We start from the raw sequence: 23,782 nt of genomic DNA, 5'->3' as shown, positions 1-23,782 counted from the left end.
GTGTCTGCGGCCAGTCAGTCCTGCACCGACGCCGCGCCCACGCCGCGTGGATCGCTGGCCGCCTCGAGCGTCCCGTTGCGCTTGTCCCAGTACAGCACCTGCTGGTTCCCATAGTTGCGCTGTACATCCTTGAGCTCATAGCCCCGTGCACGCAGTTCGGCCTTCTGCTGCTCGTCGAAGGTATCGGGCTCGTGCTCGATCACATCCGGCAGGTACTGGTGGTGATAGCGGGGGATCGCCGGCCACTCGCTCACCGGCCGCCCTTCGAGAAAGCCCAGCATCGACAGCAGCACCATGCTCGGAATCCGGCTGCCGCCGGGCGTGCCGAAGCTGGCGAACTGTGACGGGCTTTCGATGAAGCTCGGGCTCATGCTCGAAAGCGGGCGCTTGCCTGCGGCCACCGCGTTGGCCTGGCTGCCGGCCAGGCCGTAGCTGTTGCTGCCCGTGGGGTCGGCGGCAAAGTCGTCCATCTCGTTGTTCAGTACTACGCCGCTGCCCGGTACGGTAAAGGCGGCGCCGAACGGCAGGTTGACCGACAAGGTGGCCGACACCGCATTGCCGGCGGCATCGATCACCGTGAAATGGGTGGTGTGATCACCCTCACGCCAGGCGGGAGCGGGTGGCAGGGCGCTGCTGGGGGTGGCGGCGTGGACATCGATGCTGTCGGCAAGGCTCGTCAGGTAGTGGCGCGCCAGCAGGCGATTGATCGGGTTGGCGACGTAGTCGGGGTCGCCCAGCAGGCCGCGGTCGCGGTAGGCGCGACGCAGGACTTCCACCACATAATGGCTGCGCTGCACCGGTTCGGCGCTCTGCCAGGGCAGGCGCTGGAGCATCGCCAGGCTCTGCGCCAGGGCTACGCCGCCGGCGGATGGCGGCGGGCTGCTGATCAGTTCGCGCTGGTCCGCCAGCGCATAGCGCAACGGCTCGCGCCAGGCGGTGCGGTAGCCTGCCAGGTCATCGAGGGTCCAGATACCACCAGAGCGGCGCACGCCCTCGACCAGCCTGCGGCCCACTGCGCCACGGTAGAAGCCGTCCCGTCCCTGGTCTGCCAGCGCTTGCAGCGTGGCGGCCAGTTCTGGCTGACGGATCACGGTGCCGAGCGCGGGCACCTGATCGTTGCGCAGGAACAAGCGCGCGCTTTCGGGGTCGTCACGCAGTGCGCCCAGGCGCATGGTTGCGCGGTCGCGGTAGATGCGGTCGACGGCAAAGCCCTGGTTGGCGAGACGGATGGCTGGCGCGAGGCTGTCTTTGAGCGGCAGCTTGCCGTGGGTCGCTGCCAGTTCGGCCAGGGCCTGGGGCAGGCCGGGGATGGCGGCAGCCAACGGACCATTGACCGACAGGCCTGCACGAACCTTGCCGTGCTCCAGGTACATGTCCGGGCGAGCGGCGCCAGGGGCGCGCTCGCGGGCATCGAGGAAGCGGTAGCGTGCAGGCTCGCCGTGCTCGCGCAACAGGAAGAAACCGCCACCGCCCAGGCCCGAGCCATAGGGCTCGACCACCGCCAGTGCAGCGCTGATGGCGATGGCCGCATCGAACGCATTGCCGCCTTGCTGCAGAACCTGTCGCGCCGCTGCCGTGGCGTCGGCGTGGGGGCTGGCGATGGCAGCGCGCCCAGGGCCATCTGCCAGGGCGGCGCTGGCCAGCAGCGCCAGGGTGGCGCCGACGACTGCGCGGCGAATCGCGGCGACGAACGGCATCAGGCCTTGCCGGTGATCCGGCGGTACTTGGCCATCAGCTCGTCTTCGGTTTCCGGGTGGGCTTCATCCAGGGGGATGCAGTCGACCGGGCAAACCTGCTGGCACTGGGGTTCGTCGTAGTGGCCCACGCACTGGGTGCAGAGGTTGGGGTCGATCACGTAGATCTCTTCGCCTTGCGAGATGGCGGCGTTCGGGCACTCGGGTTCGCAGACGTCGCAGTTGATGCAATCGTCGGTGATGATCAGGGACATTGGGACTCCGGCCGGGGCTCGGCGCCCGGGCATGTATCAAAGCAATGGGCACAATTGTGCCGCATTAACGCCCGCAGTGCACGCGGGCGCGATGGCTTTGTACGACGCAGGCCGGGCGGAGCCTCGTCGTACAAGGCCCGCATCAGGCCGCGATCACTTCTTGAAGCGTTCGGTCAGCGCTGCCGCCACCGCTGGGTGGACGAACTTGGTGATGTCGCCGCCCAGGGCCGCGATTTCCCGGACCAAGGTCGAGGAAATGAACGAGTAGCGCTCCGAGGGGGTGAGGAACAGGCTCTCGACGTCCGGTGCCAGCTGGCGGTTCATGTTCGCCAGCTGGAACTCGTACTCGAAGTCGGACACCGCACGCAGGCCGCGCAGCAGCACGTTGGCGCCCTGATCCTTGGCGAAGTGCGCCAGCAGGGAGGAGAAGCCGATGACTTCGACATTGGGCAGGTGCTTGGTGACCTCGCGGGCCAGCTCGACCCGTTGCTCCAGCGGGAACAGGGGGTTTTTCTTGGGGCTGGCCGCCACGGCGATGATCACGTGATCGAACAGGCGCGAGGCGCGCTCGACCAGATCGCCATGGCCTTTGGTAATGGGGTCGAAAGTGCCCGGGTACAACACTCGGTTCATCGCGTCATCCTGGCTGGAGTGCGTTGGGGAGTCGGATGGTAGCGCAGCGACTGCTGCCCGGCCAAGTCATGCGGCCGGATGAAGGCACTATAGACAGCATGGCTATTGGCTGTCATGCCCCCTCTGCGTTCAGCGGATGAACAGCCGCTGTACCAGGCGCTGCAGGGCTTTGCCGTAGGGTGGATAGATCAGCCGGGCGGTATTGAGCCGCTGCTTGGCCAGTACTGCCTTGGCCTTGCTGAAGGTCAGGAAGCCTTCGCGACCGTGGTAGTGCCCCATGCCCGAGGGGCCGATGCCGCCGAAAGGCAGGTCGTCCTGGGCGACATGCAGCAGGGTATCGTTCAGGCAGACGCCCCCGGAATGGGTGTGCTGCAGCACGTGCGCCTGCTGGCTGCGGTCATAGCCGAAGTAATACAGGGCGAGAGGGCGGGGGCGCCGGTTGATGTAGGCCACGGCCTCGTCCAGGTGGTCGTAGGGCACCAGCGGCAGCAGTGGGCCGAAGATCTCGTCCTGCATCACGAGCATGTCGTCGTTCACCTCCAGCAGCAGGTGCGGCGGCAGCCGGCGGCCCTGGCGCGGCTCGTGGGGGTACAGGTCGAGCACCCGCGCGCCTTTGTCGCGGGCGTCCTGCAGCAGGTGCTCGAGGCGCTGCAGTTGGCGGGAGTTGATGATCGCGCTGTAGTCGCGGTTGCCGGCAATGTGCGGGAAGAAGCGCTGCACGGCCTCTCGATAGGCCTGAGCGAAGGCTTCCAGGCGTTGGCGCGGGACCAGCACGTAGTCGGGAGCTACGCAGGTCTGCCCGGCATTGAGGGTCTTGCCGAAGGCGATGCGCTCGGCGGCGCTGGCCAGCGGCACGTCTGGCGAAACGATGGCTGGCGACTTGCCGCCCAGTTCGAGCGTCACCGGCGTCAGGTTGTGCGCTGCGGCCAGCATGACCTGGCGTCCGATGCTGGTGGCACCGGTGAACAGCAGGTGATCGAAGGGCAGGCGGGCGAAGGCCTGGCCGACCTCGACCTCGCCCAGCACGACGCAGACCAGGTCGGCGGGGAACACCTGTTCGAGCAGTTGCTTCAGGGCCGCACCGGCGCATGGGGTGGCCTCGCTGAGCTTGAGCATGACCCGGTTGCCCGCGGCCAGGGCGCCGGTCAAGGGGCCGATGGCCAGGAACAGCGGGTAGTTCCACGGCACGATGATACCCACGACTCCCAGCGGCTGCGGCACTACCCGCGCACTGGCCGGCTGGAAGGCCAGGCCGACGCGGCGTCGGTCGGCTTTCATCCAGCGCCTTACGTGACGTTCGGCATGGCGCAGCCCCTGCACCGAGGGCAGCAGTTCGGCCAGCAGGGTTTCGTCGGCGCTGCGCCCACCGAAGTCGGCGTCGATGGCCTCGACCAGCTGCTGCTGGTTCGCTACAAGCGCTTCGCGCAGGCTCTTGAGCCATTGGATGCGCTGGGCGGCCGCAGGCATGGGGTTGGCCGCAAAGGCCTGGCGCTGCTCGGCGAACAACCGCCCGAGAACGAGGTCGGATGGCTCGACAGGTGTGGTGATGGACGAAGGCATGACAGCTCCGCGCAGTGGGGCAGGTTGTCGAGCTTATACTCTAATCGGCCTCGATCTGTGAACGCTGCAGGGTGCAACGCCTGCGGAATAAACCGTAAGATGGTTCGTCATCCGAAGCCCGCAGACCTGGATACCAGCATGGCCCCGCGCATGAAAACCCGTGAGCGCATCGTGCAAAACAGCCTCGAGCTGTTCAACCTGCAAGGCGAGCGCAGTGTGAGCACCAATCACATTGCCGCGTTCATGGAAATTTCCCCCGGCAACCTCTACTACCACTTCCCCAACAAGCAGGCGATCATCGCCGTGCTGTTCAGCCAGTACGAAACGCTGGTGGACAGCTTCCTGCGCCCGCCCCAGGGTCGTGCGGCCACCGTCGAGGACAAACGTTTCTACCTCAAGGAACTGCTCGCGGCGATGTGGAACTACCGTTTCCTGCATCGCGACCTCGAACACCTGCTCGAGAGCGATCCGGAACTGGCTGCGCGCTATCGGCGTTTTTCCCAGCGCTGCCTGCAGCAGGGCCAGGCGATCTATCGCGGGTTCGTCGATGCGGGCATCCTCGACATGCTGCCGGCGCAGATCGAATCGCTGACCATCAACGCCTGGATCGTGCTGACGTCCTGGGTGCGGTTTCTCAGCACCACCCGCGAGCACTCGGCGCATCTGGGTGAAGAAGCCTTCAAGCGTGGCGTCTACCAGGTGCTGGTGCTCGAGCTGGGGTTCGTCACCGCCGGTTCCCGTGCCGCAGTGGATGCGCTGTGCGACGAATTCCACGTTCCGTTCAATCAGGCCCTGGAACACTGACCCCGGGCTTTCGTGCCATCGATAGGAGATTGTCATGCCCCTTGCGCAACTGATCACCCCGCAGCAACTGGCCGAGCGTCTGGACTCGCCGGGGCTGGTGATCCTCGACTGTCGCTTTGCCCTGGAGGATGTCGACTACGGCCAACGCAGCTATGCCGAAGGGCATATTGCTGGCGCGCATTTCGCTGATCTCGAGCGCGACCTGAGTGGCCCTGTGGTCAAGGGGCAGACCGGGCGACATCCGCTGCCAGACCCGCAGCGCCTGGTCCAACGCCTGCGCGAATGGGGCCTGGACAACGACAGCCAGGTGGTGCTGTACGACGATGGCCCCGGTGCATTCGCCGCCCGTGCCTGGTGGCTGCTGGCCTGGCTGGGCAAGCGCGATGCGGTGTTCATCCTCGACGGCGGCCTCAAGGCCTGGCATGCCGCACACCTGCCGTTGAGCCTGGATCCGCCGGCGCATCGCGAGGGCACTTTCCAGGGCGAAGCGGATGCCAGGCTGCTGATCGACGCCGAGCATCTGGCCAAGCATCTGGACGATACCGCGCTGACCCTGCTCGACGCCCGTGCTCTGCCGCGATTTCGCGGGGAGGTCGAGCCCATCGATCCTGTGGCCGGGCACATTCCAGGGGCACAATGCGCAGCGTTCACCGACAACCTGGGGGCCGACGGACGTTTCCTGTCGGCCGAACAGCTCAGACAGCGTTTTGCCGAGAAGCTGGCCGGGCGAGCCCCCGAACAGTTGGTCGCCTATTGCGGGTCCGGCGTGACTGCCTGCCACAACCTGTTTGCGCTGGCGCTGGCGGGATATCCGCTGGGGCGCTTGTATGCAGGGTCGTGGAGCGAGTGGATCAACGACCCCCGGCACGGCGTCGCTACCGGGGAGTGACAAGGCGGGCCGCTAGCGGCCCTCCACCAGCCACTGCGGAATCCGGCGCTCGAGGTAGTAGCCCGGATTGCGCAGGCTGCCGTCGACAAAGCCGACGTGGCCGCCACGGCGGTGCAGCTCGAAATGCGTCTGCGGCGCCAGCTCCTGTGGCGTCGGCAGGCTGTGGCCGAACACGAAGGGATCGTCCTGGGCGTGGATGATCAGTGTCGGCGTGCGATTCTCCCCCAGGTAATAACGGCTCGATGCACGGCGGTAGTAGTCGTGGGCGTCGCTGAAGCCGTTGAGCGGTGCCGTGACCCGGCCATCGAAATCCCAGAAGGTGCGCAGATTGCGTAGCGGCCCCAGACGCTCCAGCGCCGCCAGCCCCTCGGTGTGGCCCTGGGCCGTGAAGTGCCGCTGCTTTTGCTGCACGTAGGCGAGCATCTCGCGCATGAAGTGCGCCTGGTACACCCTCGAGAAGCCCATGCCGATGCGATCGGCGCATTGATCCAGGCGAAAAGGCACCGAGACCGCCACGGCCGCTTCGAGCTGGCTCGTCGAGCCGCTTTCACCCAGGTACTTCAGCAGCACGTTGCCGCCCAGCGAGTAGCCCACGGCGTAAAGCGGGGCCAGGGGGCGTCGCGCACGCAGGTGGCGGATGGTCTCGGCCAGGTCTTCGCTGGCCCCGGAATGATAGCTGCGGGCGAGCAGGTTGGGCTCGCCCGAGCAGCCCCGCCAGTTCAGCGCGACGCTCGCCCAGCCACGAGCCTGCAGCGCCTGCTGCAGGCCTTTGACATAGGGTGAATCGGACGAGCCTGTCAGGCCGTGCAGCACCAGCACCAGTGGTGTTTCAGCCTGATGCGGGCCGTGCCAGTCGAGGTCGAGGAAGTCGCCATCGGCCAGCCACAGGCGTTCGCGGTTGCGCTGCAGGGCAGGAAGCTTGCGCCACAGCGGGCCCCACAGGGTCTGCAGGTGTGGATTGGACAGCCCCGTGGCGGGGCGGAAGGTGGCGGTGGGACAGGGCATGCTCGGCTGCTCGTGATGTGCGTGCCTAGAGTGCCATGAAACACCGCCCGGGTGGTCTGGCTATTGGTCGGACGGCGGCGTTGGCAGTGTGACCTGCGGGGTGGTCTTGCCGACACTGACCACCACTTGCAGCCCCATGTCGAGCTGTTCTCGAAGTACCTGACGGATCGAATCGGGGCTCTGCTCGCTCAGCCGGTCCATGCAGGTATCGAGATGATCATCCGGCAGGTTCAACGTGCCCTGGTCTGCGATGAGATCGAGCAGTTTGCCGTTTTGTGCCGCCTTGACCAGCAGGCGTACGCCAAGGCTCTGTCTGGCCCGGCGCAGCTCTTCCTCGGTCGGCCCTGTGTCGAGGAGGCCGGCCAGTACCGCCTGCACACGCTCGAGCGAAGCCTCCAGGTGTTGCGAGGCAATGTTCCACTGGATGGCGATCAGGCCGCAGGCGCTGTGCCGCTTGAGCTGAGCGGAAATGCTGTAGACCAGGTCGAGGCGTGTACGCAGCTCGCGCATCAATCTGGAATCGGCGCTGTTGCCGAGGATTTCGCAGGCCAGTTCGAGGGCGATGTAGTGTGGCGAGTCGGCAGGCAGGCTGATGGGCAGTGCGAGCGTGGCGGCGGTGCTCGGGCTGTCGTCCTCCAGGTGCAGGGTTGCCGGGCGCGGGGAGGGTGGGGGCGAAGCCTTGGTGGCCGTCCATCCCTGTGGAAGAGCCTGGCTGATGCTTTCGGCCAGCAATGTGGCATCGGCCCGTGACAGATCGCCGACGAAGGTCATTTCGAGGTTGGTTGCAGCGTAGGCCCTGCCATGGAAAGCCTTCACCTGTTCGATCGTCAGCGCGTCGAGACCCACCTGTGTGCTGTGCAGTACCGCTGCATAGGGGTGATCCGGATACAGGTGGTGATAGACGGCGGTACCTGCACGCACGAAGGCATAGCTCTGCCGCAGGTGCGTATGGCTGGCCAGTTTTTTCTTGATGTCTGGCAGCGCGGCGCTCGGGAAATCGGGTTTGGCGACACGCTCGTTGAGCAAGGCCACCGCGGGCACCAGCAGATGACGCGCACTGGAACTGCGCAGTTTGACGGTCGAGTGCTCCAGTTGCACTTCGCTGCTGATGATGGCACCCAGTTCCTGGAACTTCGCGGCATGTGCAGCGGCGTTCGACCCATTGCTGCCTGTGCCGAGCATATGCAAGGTCAGTGCGGCCAATCCCGAGTGCTGCCGATCCAGCGAGGTGCCAGCATCGAAGCGCAACGCCAGGTCAACGACGGGGAGTTCGCGGCGCTCGACGAGCTTTACGCGGGTACCGTTTTCGGTTCGCCAGGACTGGACGTTGCTTGTCAGTGGGTCGAGCTTGTCCCGGTCCAGCCCTTCGAGGCTGATCAGGCCCGGAGGGTAGAGGAAGGTTGCCGACAGTCTGTCTCTGGTCAGATAGTCGGTCACCACCTGCGTGATGTGTTCGGCGGTTACCGACTCTATCGCCTGGCGTTCATTGTCGAGCAGGGTCGGATCAAGGCCGCAGGCCGCGCATTGGCCGATGAGCGTGGCTTGATGGCTGATGTCGTCCCGGGCGTAGGTCAGGTCCGCGAGCAACTTGGCCTTGGCCCCTTCGAGGACGCCTGTGTCGAGCGACCGCTGGGCAAGGCTGCGAATTTCGTTCAGGACCTTCTCCTGCGCTTGCTCGGGGGAGCCTGCCGCGGGGTCGGTGAAGGCAAAGATGCCCAGGCTCGATTCACCTCTCTTGAAGGGCTCGTACTCGACCCGCAGGCCCTGCAGTACCGACTGCTCGGTCATCAGGCGCCGACGCAACAGAGAATGCTCCCCGCTTCCCAGCAGTTCCGGGAGCAGGCGCAGGGCATAGGCTTGCTCGGTAGTCGCCGCAGTGGCGTGACTGGGCACATCGAAGCTGAGCAGCACCCCTTTCTTCAATCCCCCCAGGTGCAACGATTGCGAGCGATAGGCCCTGGCTCCGCTCCTGGCCGGCGGTGCAGGCTGGGTAACCGTGCCGCTGGCAAGCCTGCCGAAATGGCGCTCGACCCATATTTTCAGTTTGGCCAGGTCGATGGCGCCCACCACCACGAGCGTGGCGTTGTCAGGGTGGTACCAGCCTTGGTGCCAGGCGCGCGCAGCAGAGATGGTCAGGGCGTCCACATCCTGCGCAAGGCCCAGCACAGGCGTGCTGTAGCTGCTGTTGCCATAGGCGAAAGAGCTGTGCAGTTCGAGGGCTCTTGTCACGGAATGGGCTTCTACCTGGGAGCGGTGTTCTGCCTTGACGATCTTGATGACCTTGCTGAAGTCGTCCGGGTCCAACGTTGGGCGGGCAGTGGTATCTGCCAGCGCTTCAAGGGCGACTTCCAGGCGATTGACCGGCAAGGTCAGGGGGAAATAGGTCGCTTCCTGGCTGGTGCGGGCGTTCGGTGCAGCGCCCAGGTCTCTCATCGCAGTCAGATACTCACGCTGTGGCAGCTTGCTGCTGCCATCGAGCAGCAGGTGCTCGAGTGCGTGCGACAGGCCGGTGCTGCCGACGGGTTCATGGCTTGAGCCTACGTGATACCACAATTGCACGCTTGCCAGCGGCGCACGCCGGTCTTCGCGCAGAAAGACCTGCAAGCCGTTGGCTAGCTTGAATTGCTGGAGTGGAGGCTGGGGTGGGGAGGATTGCAATGGCATGAGCCGGGCTCCTGAGAAGGACGGAGCATGCAATCTCTCCCGTTCCCGAGAGCCTCTGGCGGTAGCGGGTTAGGTACTTTCCCGCGCAGGGGAGGGTTGAACGGAGTGGCGCTGCCAGAGTGCGTAATGGACCTGCCCGGTCTTCTTTTCCCGGTGCAGGCGCCAGTTGCCGGGCATGGGCAGTGTGGACGGCGCCGCTTCGCTTTCGGTGTAGACCCACGCCTGCTCGCGCAGCCACTGGTGTTCTTCCAGCAGGTTGCAGGCCTTGGCCAGCAGGTCTTGATGGAAGGGCGGGTCGAGGAACACGACGTCGAACTGTTGCTTGGCCGGGCCGCCAAGATAGCGCAGGGCGTCGGTCTGCAGGATCTGCCCACGTGGGCAGCGCAGCAGCTCGAGGTTGTGCTTGAGGTTGGCAATGGCCGCAGGGTTGCTGTCGAGCGCCACGGCATCTTCTGCCCCGCGCGACAGGGCTTCGAGCACCAGGGCACCACTGCCGGTGAAGGCGTCCAGCACTCGGGCGCCCTCGATATGCGGGGCGAGCCAGTTGAACAGGGTTTCACGCACGCGATCAGGGGTCGGACGCAGGCCTTCGCCTTCCGGCACCGCCAGGCGACGGCTGCGCCAGTCGCCGGCGATGATGCGCAGGTGGCCAGCCCCCTTGCTGTGGGGCTGGGCGGGGTTTGACGGTCTTGCCATCAGTGCTCCGGTACGCCGAGCGGCTGCTCGGACGGTTTGTCTGTGGGCGGTGGAAGGGGTTTCTGCGGCACGCTCGGGCCAGCAGTGACGATCACCAGCCTGTCCACCGCCAGGTGCTTGTTCATGGCTGCCTTGACCTGCTCGACAGTCAGCGCCTGGGACTGCTGCATGAAGTCTTCGAGCCAGGTCAGCGGCAGGTTGTAGAAACCGATCGCGCCCAGTTGGCCGACGATGCTCGCATTGCTGGCGTTGGATAGCGGGAAGCTGCCGGCCAGCTCGCGCTTGGCATCGTCCAGTTCCTGCTGGGTCGGGCCGTTCTTCAGGTAGTCGGCGAGAATATCCTGGACCAGCTTGAGCGTGCCTTCGCTGAGCTCCGCGCGGGTCTGCAGGTTGATCATGAACGGACCGCGCACCTGCATCGGGCTGAACACCGAGTACACGCCGTAGGTGAGACCGCGCTTCTCGCGTACTTCGCTCATCAGGCGGGTACCAAAGGCACCGCCGCCGAGGATCTGGTTGCCCAGCGACAACGCCGGCCAGTCAGGATCCTGGCGGGTGATGCCCAGCTCGGCGAGCATCAGGTGGGTCTGCTTGGACGGGAAGTCGATATGGGTGACGCCGGGCTTGGGCGCTGCCGGTTCGCCAGGGCTGGCCAGTGCCGGGCCCTTGGGCAGGCTGGCGGAGAGCTGTGCGGCAATCGCTTCGGCGTCGCTGCGGCTGAGGTCGCCGACCAGGGCGATCACTGCATTGCCGGCGGCGTAGGCCTTGGCGTGGAAGTCGCGCAGTTGTGCCTGGGTGATGCCTGGGATGCTCTCGGCGGTGCCGTCGCTGGGGTGTGCGTAAGGGTGGCTGCCGTAGAGGTTGGCGAACAGCGCCTTGCCGGCCAGCTTGCCGGGGTTCTGCTTCTCGTACTCGAAGCCGGCCAGCAGCTGGTTCTTGATGCGCTTGAGGGCATCGTCCGGGAAGGTGGGCTTGCCGACCACCTCGGCGAACAGCTTCAACGCCGGGTCGCGCTTGTCCGGGGCGCTCAGGCTGCGCAGGGTGGTCACGGCCATGTCGCGGTAGGAGCCGTTGCCGAAGTCGGCGCCGAGCCCTTCGAAGCCCTGGGCGATGGCGGTCACGTCCTTGCCGGCCACACCCTCGTTGAGCATGGCGTTGGTCAGGGTGGCGAGGCCTGCGACCTGGCCATCCTGGCTGCTGCCGGCGGCAAAGGTGACGCGCAGGTCGAACATCGGCAGCTCGCGGGCTTCGACGAAGAGCACGCGGGCACCTTCGGCGGTGGTCCAGTTCTGGATGTTCAGTTGGCGCCGACTGGGCGCCTTGCCGTCGAGTTCGGCCAGCGATTGCAGGGTGTTGGCCGGGCGGGCGGCGTTGTCGGCCGGTTTGCCGGCGGCGTTGTCCGATTGCGCCGGGCGTGCCAGCAGCAGGGCCAGGGCCACCACCGCGACGAGGATGCCGAGGCCGAACAGGGTGTAGCGGGGGGCGCTGCGATCACTCATGAGCGGACTCCTCGGGCAGTACGTGGGCAACGCTCAGGCGTTCGCGGGTGAAGTAGGTGCGCGCGGCGTCCTGGATGTCCTGCGGGGTGACGCGCTTGAGGTCGTCCAGCTCGCTGTCGATCAGCTTCCACGAAAGACCCACGGTTTCCAGCTGGCCGATGGTGGTGGCCTGGCTGCTGATCGAGTCACGGTCGAAGACCAGGCCGGCGATGACCTGGGCGCGCACGCGTTCCAGTTCCTCGGCGGTGGGCGGGGTGGTCTTGAGTTCGTCGAGCAGTTGCCAGACGCCCTTCTCGACGTCGGCGAGGGTTTTCTGCTTCTGCACGTTAGGGGTGGCGGAGATCAGGAACAGGCTGTCGCCGCGGGTGAAGGCGTTGTAGCTGCTCGAGGCGCCGGCGACCAGCTCCTGGCCGCGCTCCAGGCGCGCCGGCATGCGTGCACTGTAGCCGCCGTCGAGCAGGGCCGAGATCAGGCGCAGGGCCTGGGCGCTGCGCGGGTCCTTGGCGGTGGCCAGGCCCGGGACGTTGAAGCCGTAGATCAGGCTGGGCAGCTGGGTGCGCACGTGCAGGGTGAGCTGGCGCTGACCGGGCTCGGCGAGTTCCAGCGGCAGCTTGGCCGGCGGCACGGCGCGCTTGGGAATGGCGGCGAAGTACTTGCTGGCCAGGCCCTTGACCTCATCGACGGTGACGTCGCCGACCACCACTAGCGTGGCGTTGTTCGGTGCATACCAGGACTCGTACCAGTGGCGCAGTTCCTCGACTTTCATGCGCTCGAGGTCGGCCATCCAGCCGATGGTCGGGGTGTGGTAGCCGCTGGCGGGGTAGGCCATGGCGCGGAACAGCTCGAACGCCTTGGCGTTGGGCTGGTCGTCGGTGCGCAGGCGGCGCTCCTCCTTGATCACCTCGATCTCGCGGCTGAACTCGTCGGCCGGCAGGCGCAGGCTGGCCAGCCGATCGGCCTCCAGTTCCAGGGCCACGGGCAGGCGGTCGCGGGCCAGCACCTGGTAATAAGCGGTGTAGTCATCGCTGGTGAAGGCGTTTTCCTCGGCGCCCAGGTCGCGCAGGATGCGTGAGGCTTCGCCCGGGCCAACCTTGGCGCTGCCCTTGAACATCATGTGCTCGAGCGCATGCGACAGGCCGGTCTGGCCCGGCGTCTCGTAGCTGGAGCCGACCTTGTACCAGATCTGCGACACCACCACCGGCGCGCGATGGTCTTCACGGACCACGACCTTGAGGCCGTTGTCGAGGATGAATTCGTGGGTGGGTTGCGTATCGGCGGCAACGGCCGCAAGCGGCAGGCAGAGCGTGCCGAGCAACAGGCCAGCGGCGCGGCGGGCTAGAGCATTCATACGATGGTTAACCTGTACGACGGCCCGCGGGGTTTAGCGTCGGCGGGCCAGGAGGTGCTAGGATACTGATCCGGTTGCCTGGCGACCATGCCTGTCGCCGTTCTGGCCTGCAGGACACTACGACAAAACGTTGCGCATGAACCAGCCGGCTTCAAGATAGTCTGTTCTGCGTATAGAGAATTCCCGATGCCCGATAATGGTGCATCGCCACCCTGAGATAGCCGTCTTCCATGTTTGGTTCCAACGACGACAAGAAAGCGCCGGCCGAGGCCGGTGAAAAGAAAGGCCTGTTCGGCTGGTTTCGCAAGAAGCCGCAGCAACCTGTCGCCGAACAGCCGCAAACCCCTGAACAGCCCGTCGCCGAGCCGGTAGCGCCATCCTCGCCCGTCGAGCAGCCTGTGGCTGCTCCGGTCGAGCCGGTAGTCGCCGAAACGCCGGTTGCGCCGAGCGAGGCGCCGGCTCCGCTGCAAGCGCCCCAGGTTGCAGCGCTCCAGCCCGAGCCCGTCGAGCCGCAAGTCGAAATCCCTGCACCGGTCGCGGCGCCGGTCAGCAATCTCGTGCTGCCTGTCGCCGAAGAACCGGTGGCACTGGTTCCCGATCTGCAGCCGAGCGAGCCACCGGCCATTCCCCCCGTCGTCACGCCCGAGCCGGTAGTCGCCGCTGTCGTCGAGCCTGAGCCTGAGCCGGTGGCCGTCGCACCCGTGGCGCCTGCGCCTGTCGTGGTCGAACCCGAGCCTGCCCCGGTCGCGCCCGAGCCGGTCGCCGTGCCGGTTGCCACCAGCGAGCAGTCCAAACCTGGCTTCTTCGCCCGCCTCAAGCAGGGCCTGTCCAAGACCAGCGCCAGCATTGGCGAAGGCATGGCCAGCCTGTTCCTGGGCAAGAAGGTCATCGACGACGACCTGCTCGACGAGATCGAAACCCGCCTGCTGACCGCCGACGTGGGCGTCGAGGCCACTTCGCTGATCGTCCAGAACCTCACGCAGAAAGTCGCCCGCAAGCAACTGGCCGACGCCGATGCGCTGTACAAGTCGTTGCAGGAAGAGCTGGCCGCGCTGCTGCGTCCGGTGGAGCAGCCGCTGAAGATCGAGTCCCAGTCCAAGCCCTACGTGATCCTGGTCGTCGGCGTGAACGGCGCGGGCAAGACCACCACCATCGGCAAGCTGGCCAAGAAGCTGCAGCTCGAAGGCAAGAAGGTCATGCTCGCAGCAGGCGACACTTTCCGCGCCGCAGCGGTGGAGCAACTGCAGGTGTGGGGCGAGCGCAACCAGATCCCGGTGATCGCCCAGCACACCGGTGCCGATTCGGCCTCGGTGATCTTCGACGCCGTGCAGGCCGCCAAGGCCCGCGGTGCCGACGTGTTGATCGCCGATACCGCCGGGCGCCTGCACACCAAGGATAACCTGATGGAAGAGCTGAAGAAGGTCCGTCGGGTCATCGGCAAGCTCGATGCCGACGCGCCGCACGAGGTGCTATTGGTACTGGACGCCGGTACTGGGCAGAACGCCATAAGCCAGGCCAAGTACTTCAACCAGAGCGTCGAGCTGACCGGCCTGGCCCTGACCAAGCTGGACGGCACCGCCAAGGGTGGGGTGATCTTCGCCCTGGCCAAGCAGTTCAGCCTGCCGATCCGCTTCATCGGCGTCGGTGAAAGTATCGACGACCTGCGCACCTTCGAGGCCGAACCTTTCGTCAAAGCCCTGTTTGCCGAGCGTGAGCACCCATGATCCGATTCGAGCAGGTCGCCAAGCGCTACCCCAATGGCCATGTCGGCCTGCATGAGCTGAGCTTCCGGGCACGCCGGGGCGAATTCCTGTTCGTCACCGGTCATTCGGGCGCCGGCAAGAGCACCTTGCTGCGCCTGCTGCTGGCCATGGAGCGTCCGACCAGCGGCAAGCTGCTGCTGGCCGGCCAGGACCTGGGCCAGATCAGCAACGCGCAGATCCCGTTCCTGCGCCGCCAGATCGGCGTGGTGTTCCAGAACCATCAGTTGCTGTTCGACCGCACCGTGTTCAACAACATCGCGCTGCCGCTGCAGATCCTCGGCCTGTCCAAGGCCGAGATCGCCAAGCGTGTGGATTCGGCGCTGGAGCGTGTGTCGCTGTCCGACAAGGGCGAGCTGTTCCCGGCCGACCTGTCCACCGGTCAGCAGCAGCGCGTGGGTATCGCCCGCGCCATCGTTCACCAGCCGGCGTTGCTGCTGGCGGACGAACCTACCGGCAACCTTGACCCGCGGCTGGCCGCAGAGATCATGGGCGTGTTCGAAGACATCAACCGCCTGGGCACCACGGTGCTGATCGCCAGCCACGACCTGGCGCTGATCGCGCGCATGCGTCACCGCATGCTTACGCTTCAGCGCGGACGACTGATCGGCGATGGGGAGGCCGGACAATGAGCACTACGCGTACGCCGAAGGTTTCCGAGCGCGTCGCGCCCAAGGCCGCCGACGCGAAGCCGGAAAAACAGCGCGGCGGTCATGATGACGACGGCCCGGATTTCCGTACCCTGCTGAACGCCTGGCTGGAGAGCCATCGTGCCAGCCTTGCCGACAGCCTGCGCCGCCTGGGCAAGCAGCCGATCGGCAGCTTCTTCACTTGCCTGGTGATGGCTGTGGCGCTGAGCATGCCCATGGGGCTGTCGCTGCTGCTGAAGAACGTCGAGAAACTCGGCGGCTCCTGGCAGCGCGCAGCGCAGATCTCGCTCTACCTCAAGCTCGATGCCGGCAGCAAGGAAGGCGAGGCGCTGCGTGATGAAATCAAGGGCATGCCGGGGGTTGCCGAAGCGACCTACGTCAGCCGCGAGCAGGCGCTGCAGGAGTTCCAGCAGCAATCCGGCCTGGGCGAGGCCCTGCGCGAATTGCCCGACAACCCGCTGCCCGGCGTGGTGGTGGTGACCCCGACCGAAGTCGACAAGCCGGCGCTCGAGGCCCTGCGCCAGCGCCTGTCGGAGCTGCCGCGGGTCGAAGTGGCACAGCTGGACCTGGTCTGGGTCGAGCGCCTGGCGGCGATCCTCAAGTTGGGTGACCGTTTTGTCTTCGGCCTGGCGGTCATGCTGATTTCCGCCCTGCTTTTGGTAATTGGTAACACAATTCGCCTGCACATCGAGAACCGCCGCGTCGAGATCGAAGTGATCAAGCTGGTGGGCGGCACCGACAGCTACGTGCGCCGGCCCTTCCTGTACATGGGCGCCTTGTACGGCCTGGGCGCGGGCGTGCTGGCATGGGGTATCCTGGCGTTCGGCCTGAACTGGCTGAACGACGCGGTGGTCGGGCTTTCCGGGCTGTACGGCAGTGACTTCGCCCTGGGCGGGGTGCCGGGGTCCGATGGTCTGTCGCTCTTGATTGGTGCGGTGCTCTTGGGGTATATCGGTGCTTGGATTGCGGTCGCCCGTCACCTGAACGAGCTTGCACCGCGATAATGCTTTCTTGCCAGCATTGACTTTTTTTCATCCAGGAACTTGTTTTGTGGTTCCGGGTCTATGTTGGCAGTGCCCACAAGGCACGAGTCCAGTGAGTCGGAGGTACTTGAATGACCACTTCGTTGCAGCCTGCCTATGCCCTGGTTCCCGGTGCAAACCTGGAAGCCTACGTGCACACGGTCAACAGCATTCCGCTGCTGACGGTCGAGCAGGAGCGTGAACTGGCCGAGCGTCTCTATTATGAGCAGGATCTTGAGGCCGCTCGGCAAATGGTGATGGCCCACCTGCGTTTCGTCGTACATATCGCCCGCAGCTACGCCGGCTACGGGCTGGCCCAGGCCGACCTGATCCAGGAAGGCAACGTCGGCCTGATGAAGGCGGTCAAGCGCTTCAACCCGGAAATGGGTGTGCGCCTGGTATCCTTCGCCGTGCACTGGATCAAGGCCGAGATCCACGAATTCATCCTGCGCAACTGGCGCATCGTCAAGGTGGCCACCACCAAGGCCCAGCGCAAGCTGTTCTTCAACCTGCGCAGCCAGAAAAAGCGCCTGGCCTGGCTGAACAACGACGAAGTGCACCGCGTCGCCGAAAGCCTCGGTGTCGAGCCGCGTGAAGTGCGCGAGATGGAAAGCCGTCTGAGCGGCCACGACATGGCCTTCGATCCGGCAGCCGATGCCGACGACGACAGCGCCTTCCAGTCGCCGGCGCACTACCTCGAAGACCACCGCTACGACCCGGCCATGCAGCTGGAGGATGCCGACTGGAGCGACAACTCCAACAGCAACCTGCATGAAGCGCTGAGCGGCCTGGACGAACGCAGTCGTGACATTCTCTACCAGCGCTGGCTGGCCGAAGAAAAGGCCACGCTGCATGAGCTGGCAGAGAAGTACAGTGTTTCGGCCGAGCGGATTCGTCAGCTCGAGAAGAACGCGATGAACAAGGTCAAGGCGCTGATCACGATCTGACCGCTGCCCTGATCAGGAAAACCGCCTGTCCCCCACGGGGCAGGCGGTTTTTTCTTGTCCGGCGCAGGTACTCAACTGCGTCACGGCCTGCGCGCACTTTCCAGTTGCATCAGGTAACTGGTGCCGCCCAGCTGGCTCATCTGCCGCCGAATCCAGCCCGCCCGGCTGGCTACATAGGTGCTCGGGCGGCTGGCGCTCCACTTGATCGGGCTGGGCAGCACAGCGGCCAGCTGGCTTGCCTGCTGGCGGCTGAGACGGCTGGCGTCGACGCCGAAATGATAGCGTGCCGCTGCCTGGGCACCAAACACGCCCGGGCCCCACTCGGCGCTGTTGAGATAGACCTCCAGGATGCGCTCCTTGGACCAGAACAGCTCCATCAAGGCGGTGAACCAGGCTTCCAGGCCCTTGCGCAACCAGCTGCGCCCGGACCACAGGAACAGGTTCTTCGCCACTTGCTGGGACAGCGTGCTGGCGCCGCGGATGCTGCCGCCGCGCTCGTTGTGCGCCAGTGCCGCCTGGATCGCTGGAAGGTCGAAGCCCCAGTGGCTGGCGAAGCGCTGGTCCTCGCCAGCGATGACGGCCACCTTGAGCTCGTCGGAGATCTCGTCCCAGGGCGTCCAGTCGCGCTGCAGGTCGATCGGCTCGCCACTGGTCCAGGACTGCACCTTGCGCTCGACCATCAGTGCAGTGCCCGGTGGCGGCACCCAGCGCAGCACCAGCACCAGCACGATGCTGCCGGCGGCAAACCAGAGCAGGGCGCGGGCGAGACGGCGGATAAGGGATGACAGCATGTCGATAGCTTGGCCGGGCCGATGGAACGGGCCATTATACAGACCCCTTCCGAGGAGTTGTCCCATGCTTCGCAGCTTCCTGATGCTCGCCGCCTTCTTTGGCTTCACAGGTGTGGCTCTTGGTGCGTTTGCCGCACATGGTCTGAAGAATCGTCTGACCGCCGATTACCTGGCGATCTTCCACACCGGTGTCACCTACCAACTGGTCCATGCCCTCGCCATCCTGGCTGTCGCGATCCTCTCGGTACACCTGCCGGGCCGTCTGGTCGGCTGGGCGGGCGGGCTGTTCGCCGTCGGCATCCTGCTGTTCTCCGGCAGCCTCTATGCGCTCACGCTCAGCGGTCTGGGCAAGCTCGGTATCATCACTCCCATCGGCGGCCTGTGCTTTCTCGCCGGCTGGCTGTGCCTGGGGCTGGCGGCCTGGCGCCTGGGCTGACCCGAGGGTCGGGAATCGCGACTAATGGCGTGTGCTGCCCTTGGGTTGCAAGGCTGATCGGGGCTAGAATGCGGGCCCCAATGAACGATGGTGGCCGTGCGCATGCGCATTCAACTGAACGGTGAACCCTACGAACTGCCTGCGGGCGAGAGCGTCGCGGCCCTGCTGGGCCGGCTGGAGCTGGTCGGGCGTCGTGTGGCCGTGGAGCTGAACCTGGATATCGTGCCGCGCAGCCAGCACGAAAGCACCCAGCTGAACGAGGGTGACCAGGTCGAAGTGGTCCACGCCATCGGTGGCGGCTGACGGCCTGTCCGCGCCCCGCCCGCAAGTCCCGCAACCTTTCCAGAGGAACAACGATGAGCAACGTTCGTAGCGACAAGCCCTTTACCCTGGCCGGGCGCACTTTCCAGTCGCGCCTGCTGGTCGGCACCGGCAAGTACCGTGACATGGAAGAAACCCGCCTGGCCATCGAAGCCTCGGGTGCCGAGATCGTCACCGTCGCCGTGCGCCGCACCAACCTCGGCCAGAACCCGGGCGAGCCGAACCTGCTCGACGTGCTGCCGCCGGACCGCTACACCATCCTGCCGAACACCGCCGGGTGCTACGACGCCGTCGAAGCCGTGCGCACATGCCGCCTGGCCCGCGAGCTGCTCGATGGCCACAACCTGGTGAAGCTGGAAGTGCTGGCCGACCAGAAAACCCTGTTCCCCAATGTGATCGAGACCCTCAAGGCCGCCGACGTGCTGGTCAAGGACGGTTTCGACGTGATGGTCTACACCAGCGACGACCCGATCATCGCCCGTCAGCTGGCCGAAGCCGGCTGCATCGCAGTGATGCCGCTCGCCGGCCTGATCGGTACCGGTCTCGGAATCTGCAATCCCTACAACCTGCAGATCATTCTCGAGGAATCCAAGGTGCCGGTGCTGGTCGATGCCGGTGTCGGTACCGCCTCCGACGCCACCATTGCCATGGAAATGGGCTGCGAGGCCGTGCTGATGAACTCCGCCATCGCCCACGCCCAGCAACCGGTGCTGATGGCCGAAGCCATGAAGCACGCCATCGTCGCCGGCCGCATGGCCTACCTGGCCGGGCGCATGCCCAAGAAACTCTATGCCAGCGCCTCGTCGCCGCTGGATGGTCTGATCAAGTAAGAGCCCCTGATGACTGAATCGCAAGAAACGCCGATCACCGCTGAAGGCGAAGAGCGCCCGCACCGCCGCATCAAGAGTTTCGTGATGCGCGCCGGTCGCATGACCGAAGGCCAGCAGCGCGGCCTGGACCAGGGTGGCCCCCTGTTCATCCTGCCCCTGGCCGACAGCCCGGTGGACTACGACCAGGTGTTCGGCCGCTCGGCGCCGCGCACCCTGGAGATCGGCTTTGGCATGGGCCATTCCCTGCTGGAGATGGCTGCCGCATCGCCTGAGCTGGACTTCATCGGTGTCGAAGTGCACCGCCCAGGTGTCGGCGCGCTGCTCAACGGCGTGCTGACCCAGGGCCTGAAGAACCTGCGGGTGTACGACTGCGATGCCATCGAGGTGCTCAACCGCTGTGTGGCCGACAACAGCCTCGATCGCCTGATGCTGTTCTTCCCCGATCCGTGGCACAAGGCGCGTCACCACAAGCGCCGCATCGTCCAGCCCGAGTTCGCCGAGTTGGTGCGGCGCAAGCTCAAGGTTGGTGGTGTGTTCCACATGGCCACCGACTGGGAGCCCTATGCCGAGCACATGCTGGAGGTGATGAAGGTCGCGCCGGGTTATCGCAACCAGGCGGCGGATGGTGCCTATGTGCCGCGCCCCGAGGAGCGTCCGATCACCAAGTTCGAACGCCGCGGCGAGCGGCTCGGGCATGGGGTCTGGGACCTCAAGTTCGAGAAGCTGGACTGAACGAAAAAACGCCCTGCAAAGGGCGTTTTTTCATTTGGCGGACCGCCGGTGAAGGCCGGTTACCCGCGACGGTCGGCGACCACACCGATGAGCACAAGCACCACCAGCAGCACCGGCGCCAGGGCGTAGTTGTTGAACTGCGCCAGCGCCTTGACCACCCAGGGTGTGGCATAGATCAGTGCCGCGCCGCTGCCGATCATCACCAGCAATGCCATGAAAGGCACGCGCAACGCCCCGGCGAGGCCACCCAGGCGCTGGTCGACCCAGCCCTTGAGGTCGGTGCCGAACAGCACCAGCAGGCAGCCTACCAGTGCCAGGGAAATCTCCGACAGGTTGCTGCGGCTCCAGCGGGAAACGGTCGAGAGCAGGTCAAGTACCAGGTCCATGGGTCATCCTTAATTCAAGAAGTACTGCAGCAGGTCGTTGAGGAACAGCTGGCCGCGCGCCGTGGCCGCCAGTCGATCGGGTTCGACCTGCAAAAGGCCCTTTTGTTCGGCGCCACGCCGGGCCTCGGCCAGTTGCGTCAGCGGCAGGCCGGTGCGGCGGCTGAACAGTTCGGCCTCCACGCCATCGGTGAGGCGCAGGGCATTCATCAGGAATTCGAAGGGTAGCTCATCGGCAGGCAGCAGTTTCTCGCCGGCCTTGAAGGGCTTGTCCGGGTTGAGGTAATCCTTGGGCAGGCGGGTCTTCCAGGTGCGCAGGATGCGCCCGTCCGGGAACGACAGCTTGCCGTGCGCACCTGCGCCGATACCGATGAAGTCGCCAAAGCGCCAGTAATTGAGGTTGTGCCGTGCGGCACGCCCCTGCTGGGCATAGGCCGACACTTCGTACTGGCGATAGCCATGCTCGGCCATCAGCGCCTGGCCGGCTTCCTGGATGTCCCAGAGGATGTCGTCTTCAGGCAGCTCGGGCGGCTGGTTCCAGAACACCGTGTTCGGCTCCAGGGTGAGCTGGTACCAGGACAGGTGGGTCGGTCCAAGCTCGATGGCCTGGCGCAGGTCGCCCAGTGCTTCGTCCAACGACTGATCCGGCAAACCGTGCATCAGGTCGAGGTTGAAGTTGTCGAAGCCCGCCGCGCGCGCCATGCCGGCAGCGCGTACCGCTTCATCGCCGTTGTGGATGCGTCCGAGCTTTTCCAGCTTGGCCGGCTGGAAGCTCTGTACGCCGATGGACAGGCGGTTGATGCCGGTCTGGCGGTAGGCCTTGAACTTGTCCTGCTCGAAGGTACCCGGGTTGGCTTCGAGGGTGATCTCGATGTCGGCGGCGAACGGGATGCGCTGCTCGATACCCCGCAGCAGGCGACCGAGCGCGGCAGCACTGAACAGGCTGGGCGTACCGCCGCCGAAGAAGATCGTGCTGATCGTACGGCCCTGGACGGCAGGCAGCTCCTGTTCCAGGTCGGCCAGCAGGGCGTCGATGTACGCGTCTTCGGGCAGCGTCGGGCCGGCCTGGTGCGAGTTGAAGTCGCAATAGGGGCATTTGCGCACGCACCAGGGGATGTGGATATACAGCGACAGCGGCGGGAGCTCTGGAAGGATCAGGCCCGCCGGCTGCAAGGACGGCTTTTCGGTCATGCCAGGCCCAGACGCTGACGCAGCAGGGCCATCGCGCGGGCGCGGTGGCTGAGCTGGTTCTTCTCGAGTGGTGCCAGGTCGGCACTGGAACAGCTGCGCTCCGGCACCCAGAACAGCGGGTCGTAGCCGAAGCCGTGATCGCCGCTGGCCTCGAACAGGATGCTGCCGTGCCACAGGCCTTCGCACAGGATCGGCAGCGGATCGTCGGCATGCCTTACCAGGGCCAGAACGCAGACGAACTGCGCACCACGCTGCTCCTCGGGCACGTCCTTCAAGGCGTCGAGCAGCTTGGCGTTGTTCGCCGCATCGCCCTTGCCGTCGGCGTAGCGGGCCGAATAGATGCCCGGTGCGCCGCCCAGGAAGTCCACCGCCAGGCCCGAGTCGTCGGCCAGGGCCGGCAGGCCGGAAATACGCGCGGCGTTACGCGCCTTGAGGATGGCGTTCTCGACGAACGACAGGCCGGTTTCCTCCGGCTCGACCTGGCTGAACTCGCCGATCGAGCGCAGCTGCACCGAGCCGCCGAGCATGGCCTGGAGTTCCTTGAGCTTGCCGGCGTTGTGGCTGGCCAATACGAGTTGCTGGAAGTTCATCATTCGCCTGGGAATACTTCTTGGTTGAATTTAAGGTCGTGGCTGACGCCGCCGGCCTCGATCTGCAGTTCGAAGACCAGGGTCTGTGCCTGCTCGGTCTTGAATTGCGCAATGTAGGATACCGCGCCCGCGCTGCTGACCTGCCTGAACGACAGCGGGCTGGCGCGCCCGGTGAGGTCCTTGACCTTGCCGCTGACCACTGCCGTGCCGGGTTTGTCGCCCTTGAGCACGGTGATGTTCAGCACGCCCAGGTTCCTGCTGCGCTCTATGCCGCTGGCCTGGGCCACTTCGGGCGTCAGCGTGCCCGAGGCGAAGGCGTTGTAGTACACCGTAACGTCGCCGAAGGCCTGCTTGCGGTCGGGGCGGGCCGCATCGGCGGCCGCCACCGGCAGGGCCAGGCACAGGCTGATCAGCAAAAGGGCGAGACGACGCATGCTGCCATTCCTCCAAGGGTAGGATCAGACCGCGACCTGGTGCTCCTGCAAGCCAGGGCTGCTGACCCGATAGATACCGATTTCTCCGAGAAGATTAGGCCAAAGCCGACCACCCCACCCGTTGCGGTGGCGATTGTCGACGGCCAGCCGGTCGAGCACCTTGGCGTCGCGCTCGCGGCACAGGTTCTCGAAGTCTTCGAAGGTGCAGAAGTGGATGTTCGGCGTGTTGTACCAGGTATAGGGCATGAAGTCCGAGACCGGCATGCGCCCTTTGGTCGCCAGGTACCAGCGGCAGCGCCAGTGACCGAAGTTGGGGAAGGTGATGATGCACTGGCGGCCCACGCGCAGCATCTCGTCGAGAATGCGGTCGGGGTACTCCACGGCCTGCAGGGCCTGGGTCATGACCACCACGTCGAAGCTGTCGCTGGCGAAGTTGCCCAGGCCCTTGTCCAGGTCCTGCTCGATGACGTTGACGCCTTTGGCCACGCACTCGGCGATGTTGTCGGCGTCGATCTCCAGGCCATAGCCGGTGACGTTCTTGCGATCACGCAGCGAGGCCAGCAGTTCGCCGTTGCCGCAGCCCAGGTCGAGTACCCGGCTGCCGGCGGGGATCCAGTCGTGGATGATTTCCAGGTCGGCTCTCATGCGG

General features: G+C 65.6%; 25 protein-coding genes. 10 read left to right on the top strand and 15 right to left on the bottom strand.

The window, feature by feature from the left end; genetic code table 11:
- Window positions 1-14 precede the first annotated feature (14 nt).
- The 4 genes from ggt to AC1TXO_RS25570 form a co-directional block, all read right to left on the bottom strand.
- Complete coding sequence (ggt, locus tag AC1TXO_RS25585) at window positions 15-1,697, bottom strand: gamma-glutamyltransferase (protein WP_486404298.1); 1,683 nt, start codon at window positions 1,695-1,697, stop codon at window positions 15-17.
- The gene (locus AC1TXO_RS25580) at window positions 1,697-1,948 is read right to left on the bottom strand and encodes a YfhL family 4Fe-4S dicluster ferredoxin (RefSeq protein ID WP_011531711.1); all 252 of its coding nucleotides are present in this window, start codon (window positions 1,946-1,948) and stop codon (window positions 1,697-1,699) included. Before AC1TXO_RS25580 ends, ggt begins: the two co-directional genes overlap by 1 nt.
- Window positions 1,949-2,101: 153 nt before the next feature.
- Window positions 2,102-2,581 carry a pantetheine-phosphate adenylyltransferase gene (gene coaD, locus AC1TXO_RS25575; protein WP_486404297.1) on the bottom strand — a complete coding sequence of 160 codons (480 nt, stop codon included), beginning with the start codon at window positions 2,579-2,581 and terminating at the stop codon, window positions 2,102-2,104.
- A gap of 129 nt (window positions 2,582-2,710) precedes the next feature.
- Entirely contained in the window at window positions 2,711-4,141 is a 1,431-nt protein-coding gene (locus tag AC1TXO_RS25570) for a coniferyl aldehyde dehydrogenase (protein WP_486404296.1), read from the bottom strand.
- Window positions 4,142-4,279: 138 nt separating this feature from the next.
- Between AC1TXO_RS25570 and AC1TXO_RS25565 the strand changes: the two genes are divergently transcribed.
- Window positions 4,280-4,945: a TetR/AcrR family transcriptional regulator gene (locus tag AC1TXO_RS25565; protein WP_486406914.1), complete on the top strand. Its 666-nt coding sequence runs from the start codon at window positions 4,280-4,282 to the stop codon at window positions 4,943-4,945.
- 34 nt (window positions 4,946-4,979) lie between these two features.
- Complete coding sequence (locus AC1TXO_RS25560) at window positions 4,980-5,834, top strand: sulfurtransferase (protein ID WP_486404295.1); 855 nt, start codon at window positions 4,980-4,982, stop codon at window positions 5,832-5,834.
- 12 nt (window positions 5,835-5,846) lie between these two features.
- On the opposite strand, the gene AC1TXO_RS25555 is transcribed toward AC1TXO_RS25560, so the two are convergent.
- The 5 genes from AC1TXO_RS25555 to AC1TXO_RS25535 all read right to left on the bottom strand — a co-directional run bounded on the left by AC1TXO_RS25555 (window position 5,847) and on the right by AC1TXO_RS25535 (window position 13,046).
- Window positions 5,847-6,839 (bottom strand): hydrolase, encoded by a 993-nt coding sequence (locus AC1TXO_RS25555; RefSeq protein ID WP_486404294.1) that lies wholly within the window; start codon window positions 6,837-6,839, stop codon window positions 5,847-5,849.
- 60 nt (window positions 6,840-6,899) lie between these two features.
- On the bottom strand, window positions 6,900-9,503 hold the full coding sequence (locus AC1TXO_RS25550; protein ID WP_486404293.1) for a M16 family metallopeptidase: 2,604 nt from the start codon (window positions 9,501-9,503) through the stop codon (window positions 6,900-6,902).
- 69 nt (window positions 9,504-9,572) lie between these two features.
- Entirely contained in the window at window positions 9,573-10,199 is a 627-nt protein-coding gene (gene rsmD, locus AC1TXO_RS25545; RefSeq protein ID WP_486404292.1) for a 16S rRNA (guanine(966)-N(2))-methyltransferase RsmD, read from the bottom strand.
- On the bottom strand, window positions 10,199-11,698 hold the full coding sequence (locus tag AC1TXO_RS25540; RefSeq protein ID WP_486404291.1) for a M16 family metallopeptidase: 1,500 nt from the start codon (window positions 11,696-11,698) through the stop codon (window positions 10,199-10,201). The genes rsmD and AC1TXO_RS25540 overlap by 1 nt, the downstream gene beginning before the upstream one ends.
- A complete protein-coding gene (locus AC1TXO_RS25535) occupies window positions 11,691-13,046 on the bottom strand; it encodes a M16 family metallopeptidase (RefSeq protein WP_486404290.1) in 1,356 nt (451 codons plus the stop codon). Before AC1TXO_RS25535 ends, AC1TXO_RS25540 begins: the two co-directional genes overlap by 8 nt.
- A 230-nt stretch (window positions 13,047-13,276) precedes the next feature.
- Between AC1TXO_RS25535 and ftsY the strand changes: the two genes are divergently transcribed.
- From ftsY to rpoH, 4 genes are all read left to right on the top strand, one after another.
- Window positions 13,277-14,770: a signal recognition particle-docking protein FtsY gene (gene ftsY / locus AC1TXO_RS25530; protein ID WP_486404289.1), complete on the top strand. Its 1,494-nt coding sequence runs from the start codon at window positions 13,277-13,279 to the stop codon at window positions 14,768-14,770.
- Window positions 14,767-15,438, top strand: a complete 672-nt coding sequence (gene ftsE, locus AC1TXO_RS25525) for a cell division ATP-binding protein FtsE (protein WP_011531723.1) — start codon at window positions 14,767-14,769, stop codon at window positions 15,436-15,438. Before ftsY ends, ftsE begins: the two co-directional genes overlap by 4 nt.
- Entirely contained in the window at window positions 15,435-16,460 is a 1,026-nt protein-coding gene (gene ftsX / locus AC1TXO_RS25520; RefSeq protein WP_486404288.1) for a permease-like cell division protein FtsX, read from the top strand. Before ftsE ends, ftsX begins: the two co-directional genes overlap by 4 nt.
- Window positions 16,461-16,570: 110 nt before the next feature.
- A complete protein-coding gene (rpoH, locus tag AC1TXO_RS25515) occupies window positions 16,571-17,425 on the top strand; it encodes an RNA polymerase sigma factor RpoH (protein ID WP_486404287.1) in 855 nt (284 codons plus the stop codon).
- 80 nt (window positions 17,426-17,505) lie between these two features.
- On the opposite strand, the gene mtgA is transcribed toward rpoH, so the two are convergent.
- On the bottom strand, window positions 17,506-18,216 hold the full coding sequence (gene mtgA, locus AC1TXO_RS25510) for a monofunctional biosynthetic peptidoglycan transglycosylase (protein ID WP_486404286.1): 711 nt from the start codon (window positions 18,214-18,216) through the stop codon (window positions 17,506-17,508).
- Window positions 18,217-18,280: 64 nt separating this feature from the next.
- Between mtgA and AC1TXO_RS25505 the strand changes: the two genes are divergently transcribed.
- From AC1TXO_RS25505 to trmB, 4 genes are all read left to right on the top strand, one after another.
- The gene (locus tag AC1TXO_RS25505; protein WP_486404285.1) at window positions 18,281-18,652 is read left to right on the top strand and encodes a DUF423 domain-containing protein; all 372 of its coding nucleotides are present in this window, start codon (window positions 18,281-18,283) and stop codon (window positions 18,650-18,652) included.
- Between the two features lie 102 nt (window positions 18,653-18,754).
- Complete coding sequence (gene thiS / locus AC1TXO_RS25500) at window positions 18,755-18,955, top strand: sulfur carrier protein ThiS (protein WP_486404284.1); 201 nt, start codon at window positions 18,755-18,757, stop codon at window positions 18,953-18,955.
- A 53-nt stretch (window positions 18,956-19,008) separates the two neighbouring features.
- The gene (locus tag AC1TXO_RS25495; RefSeq protein WP_153773278.1) at window positions 19,009-19,803 is read left to right on the top strand and encodes a thiazole synthase; all 795 of its coding nucleotides are present in this window, start codon (window positions 19,009-19,011) and stop codon (window positions 19,801-19,803) included.
- A 9-nt stretch (window positions 19,804-19,812) separates the two neighbouring features.
- Window positions 19,813-20,535: a tRNA (guanosine(46)-N7)-methyltransferase TrmB gene (gene trmB / locus AC1TXO_RS25490; RefSeq protein ID WP_486404283.1), complete on the top strand. Its 723-nt coding sequence runs from the start codon at window positions 19,813-19,815 to the stop codon at window positions 20,533-20,535.
- 59 nt (window positions 20,536-20,594) lie between these two features.
- On the opposite strand, the gene AC1TXO_RS25485 is transcribed toward trmB, so the two are convergent.
- Genes AC1TXO_RS25485 through metW form a run of 5 tightly spaced genes read right to left on the bottom strand, consistent with a single transcriptional unit; the run spans window position 20,595 to window position 23,778 of the window.
- Window positions 20,595-20,921, bottom strand: coding sequence for a DUF3392 family protein (locus tag AC1TXO_RS25485; RefSeq protein ID WP_054891168.1), 327 nt, complete (start codon window positions 20,919-20,921; stop codon window positions 20,595-20,597).
- Between the two features lie 9 nt (window positions 20,922-20,930).
- A complete protein-coding gene (gene hemW, locus AC1TXO_RS25480; RefSeq protein WP_486404282.1) occupies window positions 20,931-22,109 on the bottom strand; it encodes a radical SAM family heme chaperone HemW in 1,179 nt (392 codons plus the stop codon).
- Entirely contained in the window at window positions 22,106-22,702 is a 597-nt protein-coding gene (gene rdgB, locus AC1TXO_RS25475; RefSeq protein ID WP_486404281.1) for an RdgB/HAM1 family non-canonical purine NTP pyrophosphatase, read from the bottom strand. Before rdgB ends, hemW begins: the two co-directional genes overlap by 4 nt.
- Window positions 22,699-23,133 carry a DUF4426 domain-containing protein gene (locus AC1TXO_RS25470; RefSeq protein WP_486404280.1) on the bottom strand — a complete coding sequence of 145 codons (435 nt, stop codon included), beginning with the start codon at window positions 23,131-23,133 and terminating at the stop codon, window positions 22,699-22,701. Before AC1TXO_RS25470 ends, rdgB begins: the two co-directional genes overlap by 4 nt.
- Before the next feature lie 24 nt (window positions 23,134-23,157).
- Complete coding sequence (gene metW, locus AC1TXO_RS25465; protein WP_486404279.1) at window positions 23,158-23,778, bottom strand: methionine biosynthesis protein MetW; 621 nt, start codon at window positions 23,776-23,778, stop codon at window positions 23,158-23,160.
- Between the last annotated feature and the right edge of the window lie 4 nt (window positions 23,779-23,782).

It is taken from the genome of Pseudomonas sp. FA117 (assembly GCF_057370475.1).
Note: the sequence above shows the minus strand (reverse complement) of the source record. Positions and strands in the feature narration are given on the sequence as shown.

Bases quoted from the DNA above. Each gene is read 5' to 3' on its own strand.
- ggt (WP_486404298.1), bottom strand. From the start codon at position 1,697: ATGCCGTTCGTCGCCGCGATTCGCCGCGCAGTCGTCGGCGCCACCCTG.
- AC1TXO_RS25580 (WP_011531711.1), bottom strand. From the start codon at position 1,948: ATGTCCCTGATCATCACCGACGATTGCATCAACTGCGACGTCTGCGAA.
- coaD (WP_486404297.1), bottom strand. From the start codon at position 2,581: ATGAACCGAGTGTTGTACCCGGGCACTTTCGACCCCATTACCAAAGGC.
- AC1TXO_RS25570 (WP_486404296.1), bottom strand. From the start codon at position 4,141: ATGCCTTCGTCCATCACCACACCTGTCGAGCCATCCGACCTCGTTCTC.
- AC1TXO_RS25565 (WP_486406914.1), top strand. From the start codon at position 4,280: ATGGCCCCGCGCATGAAAACCCGTGAGCGCATCGTGCAAAACAGCCTC.
- AC1TXO_RS25560 (WP_486404295.1), top strand. From the start codon at position 4,980: ATGCCCCTTGCGCAACTGATCACCCCGCAGCAACTGGCCGAGCGTCTG.
- AC1TXO_RS25555 (WP_486404294.1), bottom strand. From the start codon at position 6,839: ATGCCCTGTCCCACCGCCACCTTCCGCCCCGCCACGGGGCTGTCCAAT.
- AC1TXO_RS25550 (WP_486404293.1), bottom strand. From the start codon at position 9,503: ATGCCATTGCAATCCTCCCCACCCCAGCCTCCACTCCAGCAATTCAAG.
- rsmD (WP_486404292.1), bottom strand. From the start codon at position 10,199: ATGGCAAGACCGTCAAACCCCGCCCAGCCCCACAGCAAGGGGGCTGGC.
- AC1TXO_RS25540 (WP_486404291.1), bottom strand. From the start codon at position 11,698: ATGAGTGATCGCAGCGCCCCCCGCTACACCCTGTTCGGCCTCGGCATC.
- AC1TXO_RS25535 (WP_486404290.1), bottom strand. From the start codon at position 13,046: ATGAATGCTCTAGCCCGCCGCGCCGCTGGCCTGTTGCTCGGCACGCTC.
- ftsY (WP_486404289.1), top strand. From the start codon at position 13,277: ATGTTTGGTTCCAACGACGACAAGAAAGCGCCGGCCGAGGCCGGTGAA.
- ftsE (WP_011531723.1), top strand. From the start codon at position 14,767: ATGATCCGATTCGAGCAGGTCGCCAAGCGCTACCCCAATGGCCATGTC.
- ftsX (WP_486404288.1), top strand. From the start codon at position 15,435: ATGAGCACTACGCGTACGCCGAAGGTTTCCGAGCGCGTCGCGCCCAAG.
- rpoH (WP_486404287.1), top strand. From the start codon at position 16,571: ATGACCACTTCGTTGCAGCCTGCCTATGCCCTGGTTCCCGGTGCAAAC.
- mtgA (WP_486404286.1), bottom strand. From the start codon at position 18,216: ATGCTGTCATCCCTTATCCGCCGTCTCGCCCGCGCCCTGCTCTGGTTT.
- AC1TXO_RS25505 (WP_486404285.1), top strand. From the start codon at position 18,281: ATGCTTCGCAGCTTCCTGATGCTCGCCGCCTTCTTTGGCTTCACAGGT.
- thiS (WP_486404284.1), top strand. From the start codon at position 18,755: ATGCGCATTCAACTGAACGGTGAACCCTACGAACTGCCTGCGGGCGAG.
- AC1TXO_RS25495 (WP_153773278.1), top strand. From the start codon at position 19,009: ATGAGCAACGTTCGTAGCGACAAGCCCTTTACCCTGGCCGGGCGCACT.
- trmB (WP_486404283.1), top strand. From the start codon at position 19,813: ATGACTGAATCGCAAGAAACGCCGATCACCGCTGAAGGCGAAGAGCGC.
- AC1TXO_RS25485 (WP_054891168.1), bottom strand. From the start codon at position 20,921: ATGGACCTGGTACTTGACCTGCTCTCGACCGTTTCCCGCTGGAGCCGC.
- hemW (WP_486404282.1), bottom strand. From the start codon at position 22,109: ATGACCGAAAAGCCGTCCTTGCAGCCGGCGGGCCTGATCCTTCCAGAG.
- rdgB (WP_486404281.1), bottom strand. From the start codon at position 22,702: ATGATGAACTTCCAGCAACTCGTATTGGCCAGCCACAACGCCGGCAAG.
- AC1TXO_RS25470 (WP_486404280.1), bottom strand. From the start codon at position 23,133: ATGCGTCGTCTCGCCCTTTTGCTGATCAGCCTGTGCCTGGCCCTGCCG.
- metW (WP_486404279.1), bottom strand. From the start codon at position 23,778: ATGAGAGCCGACCTGGAAATCATCCACGACTGGATCCCCGCCGGCAGC.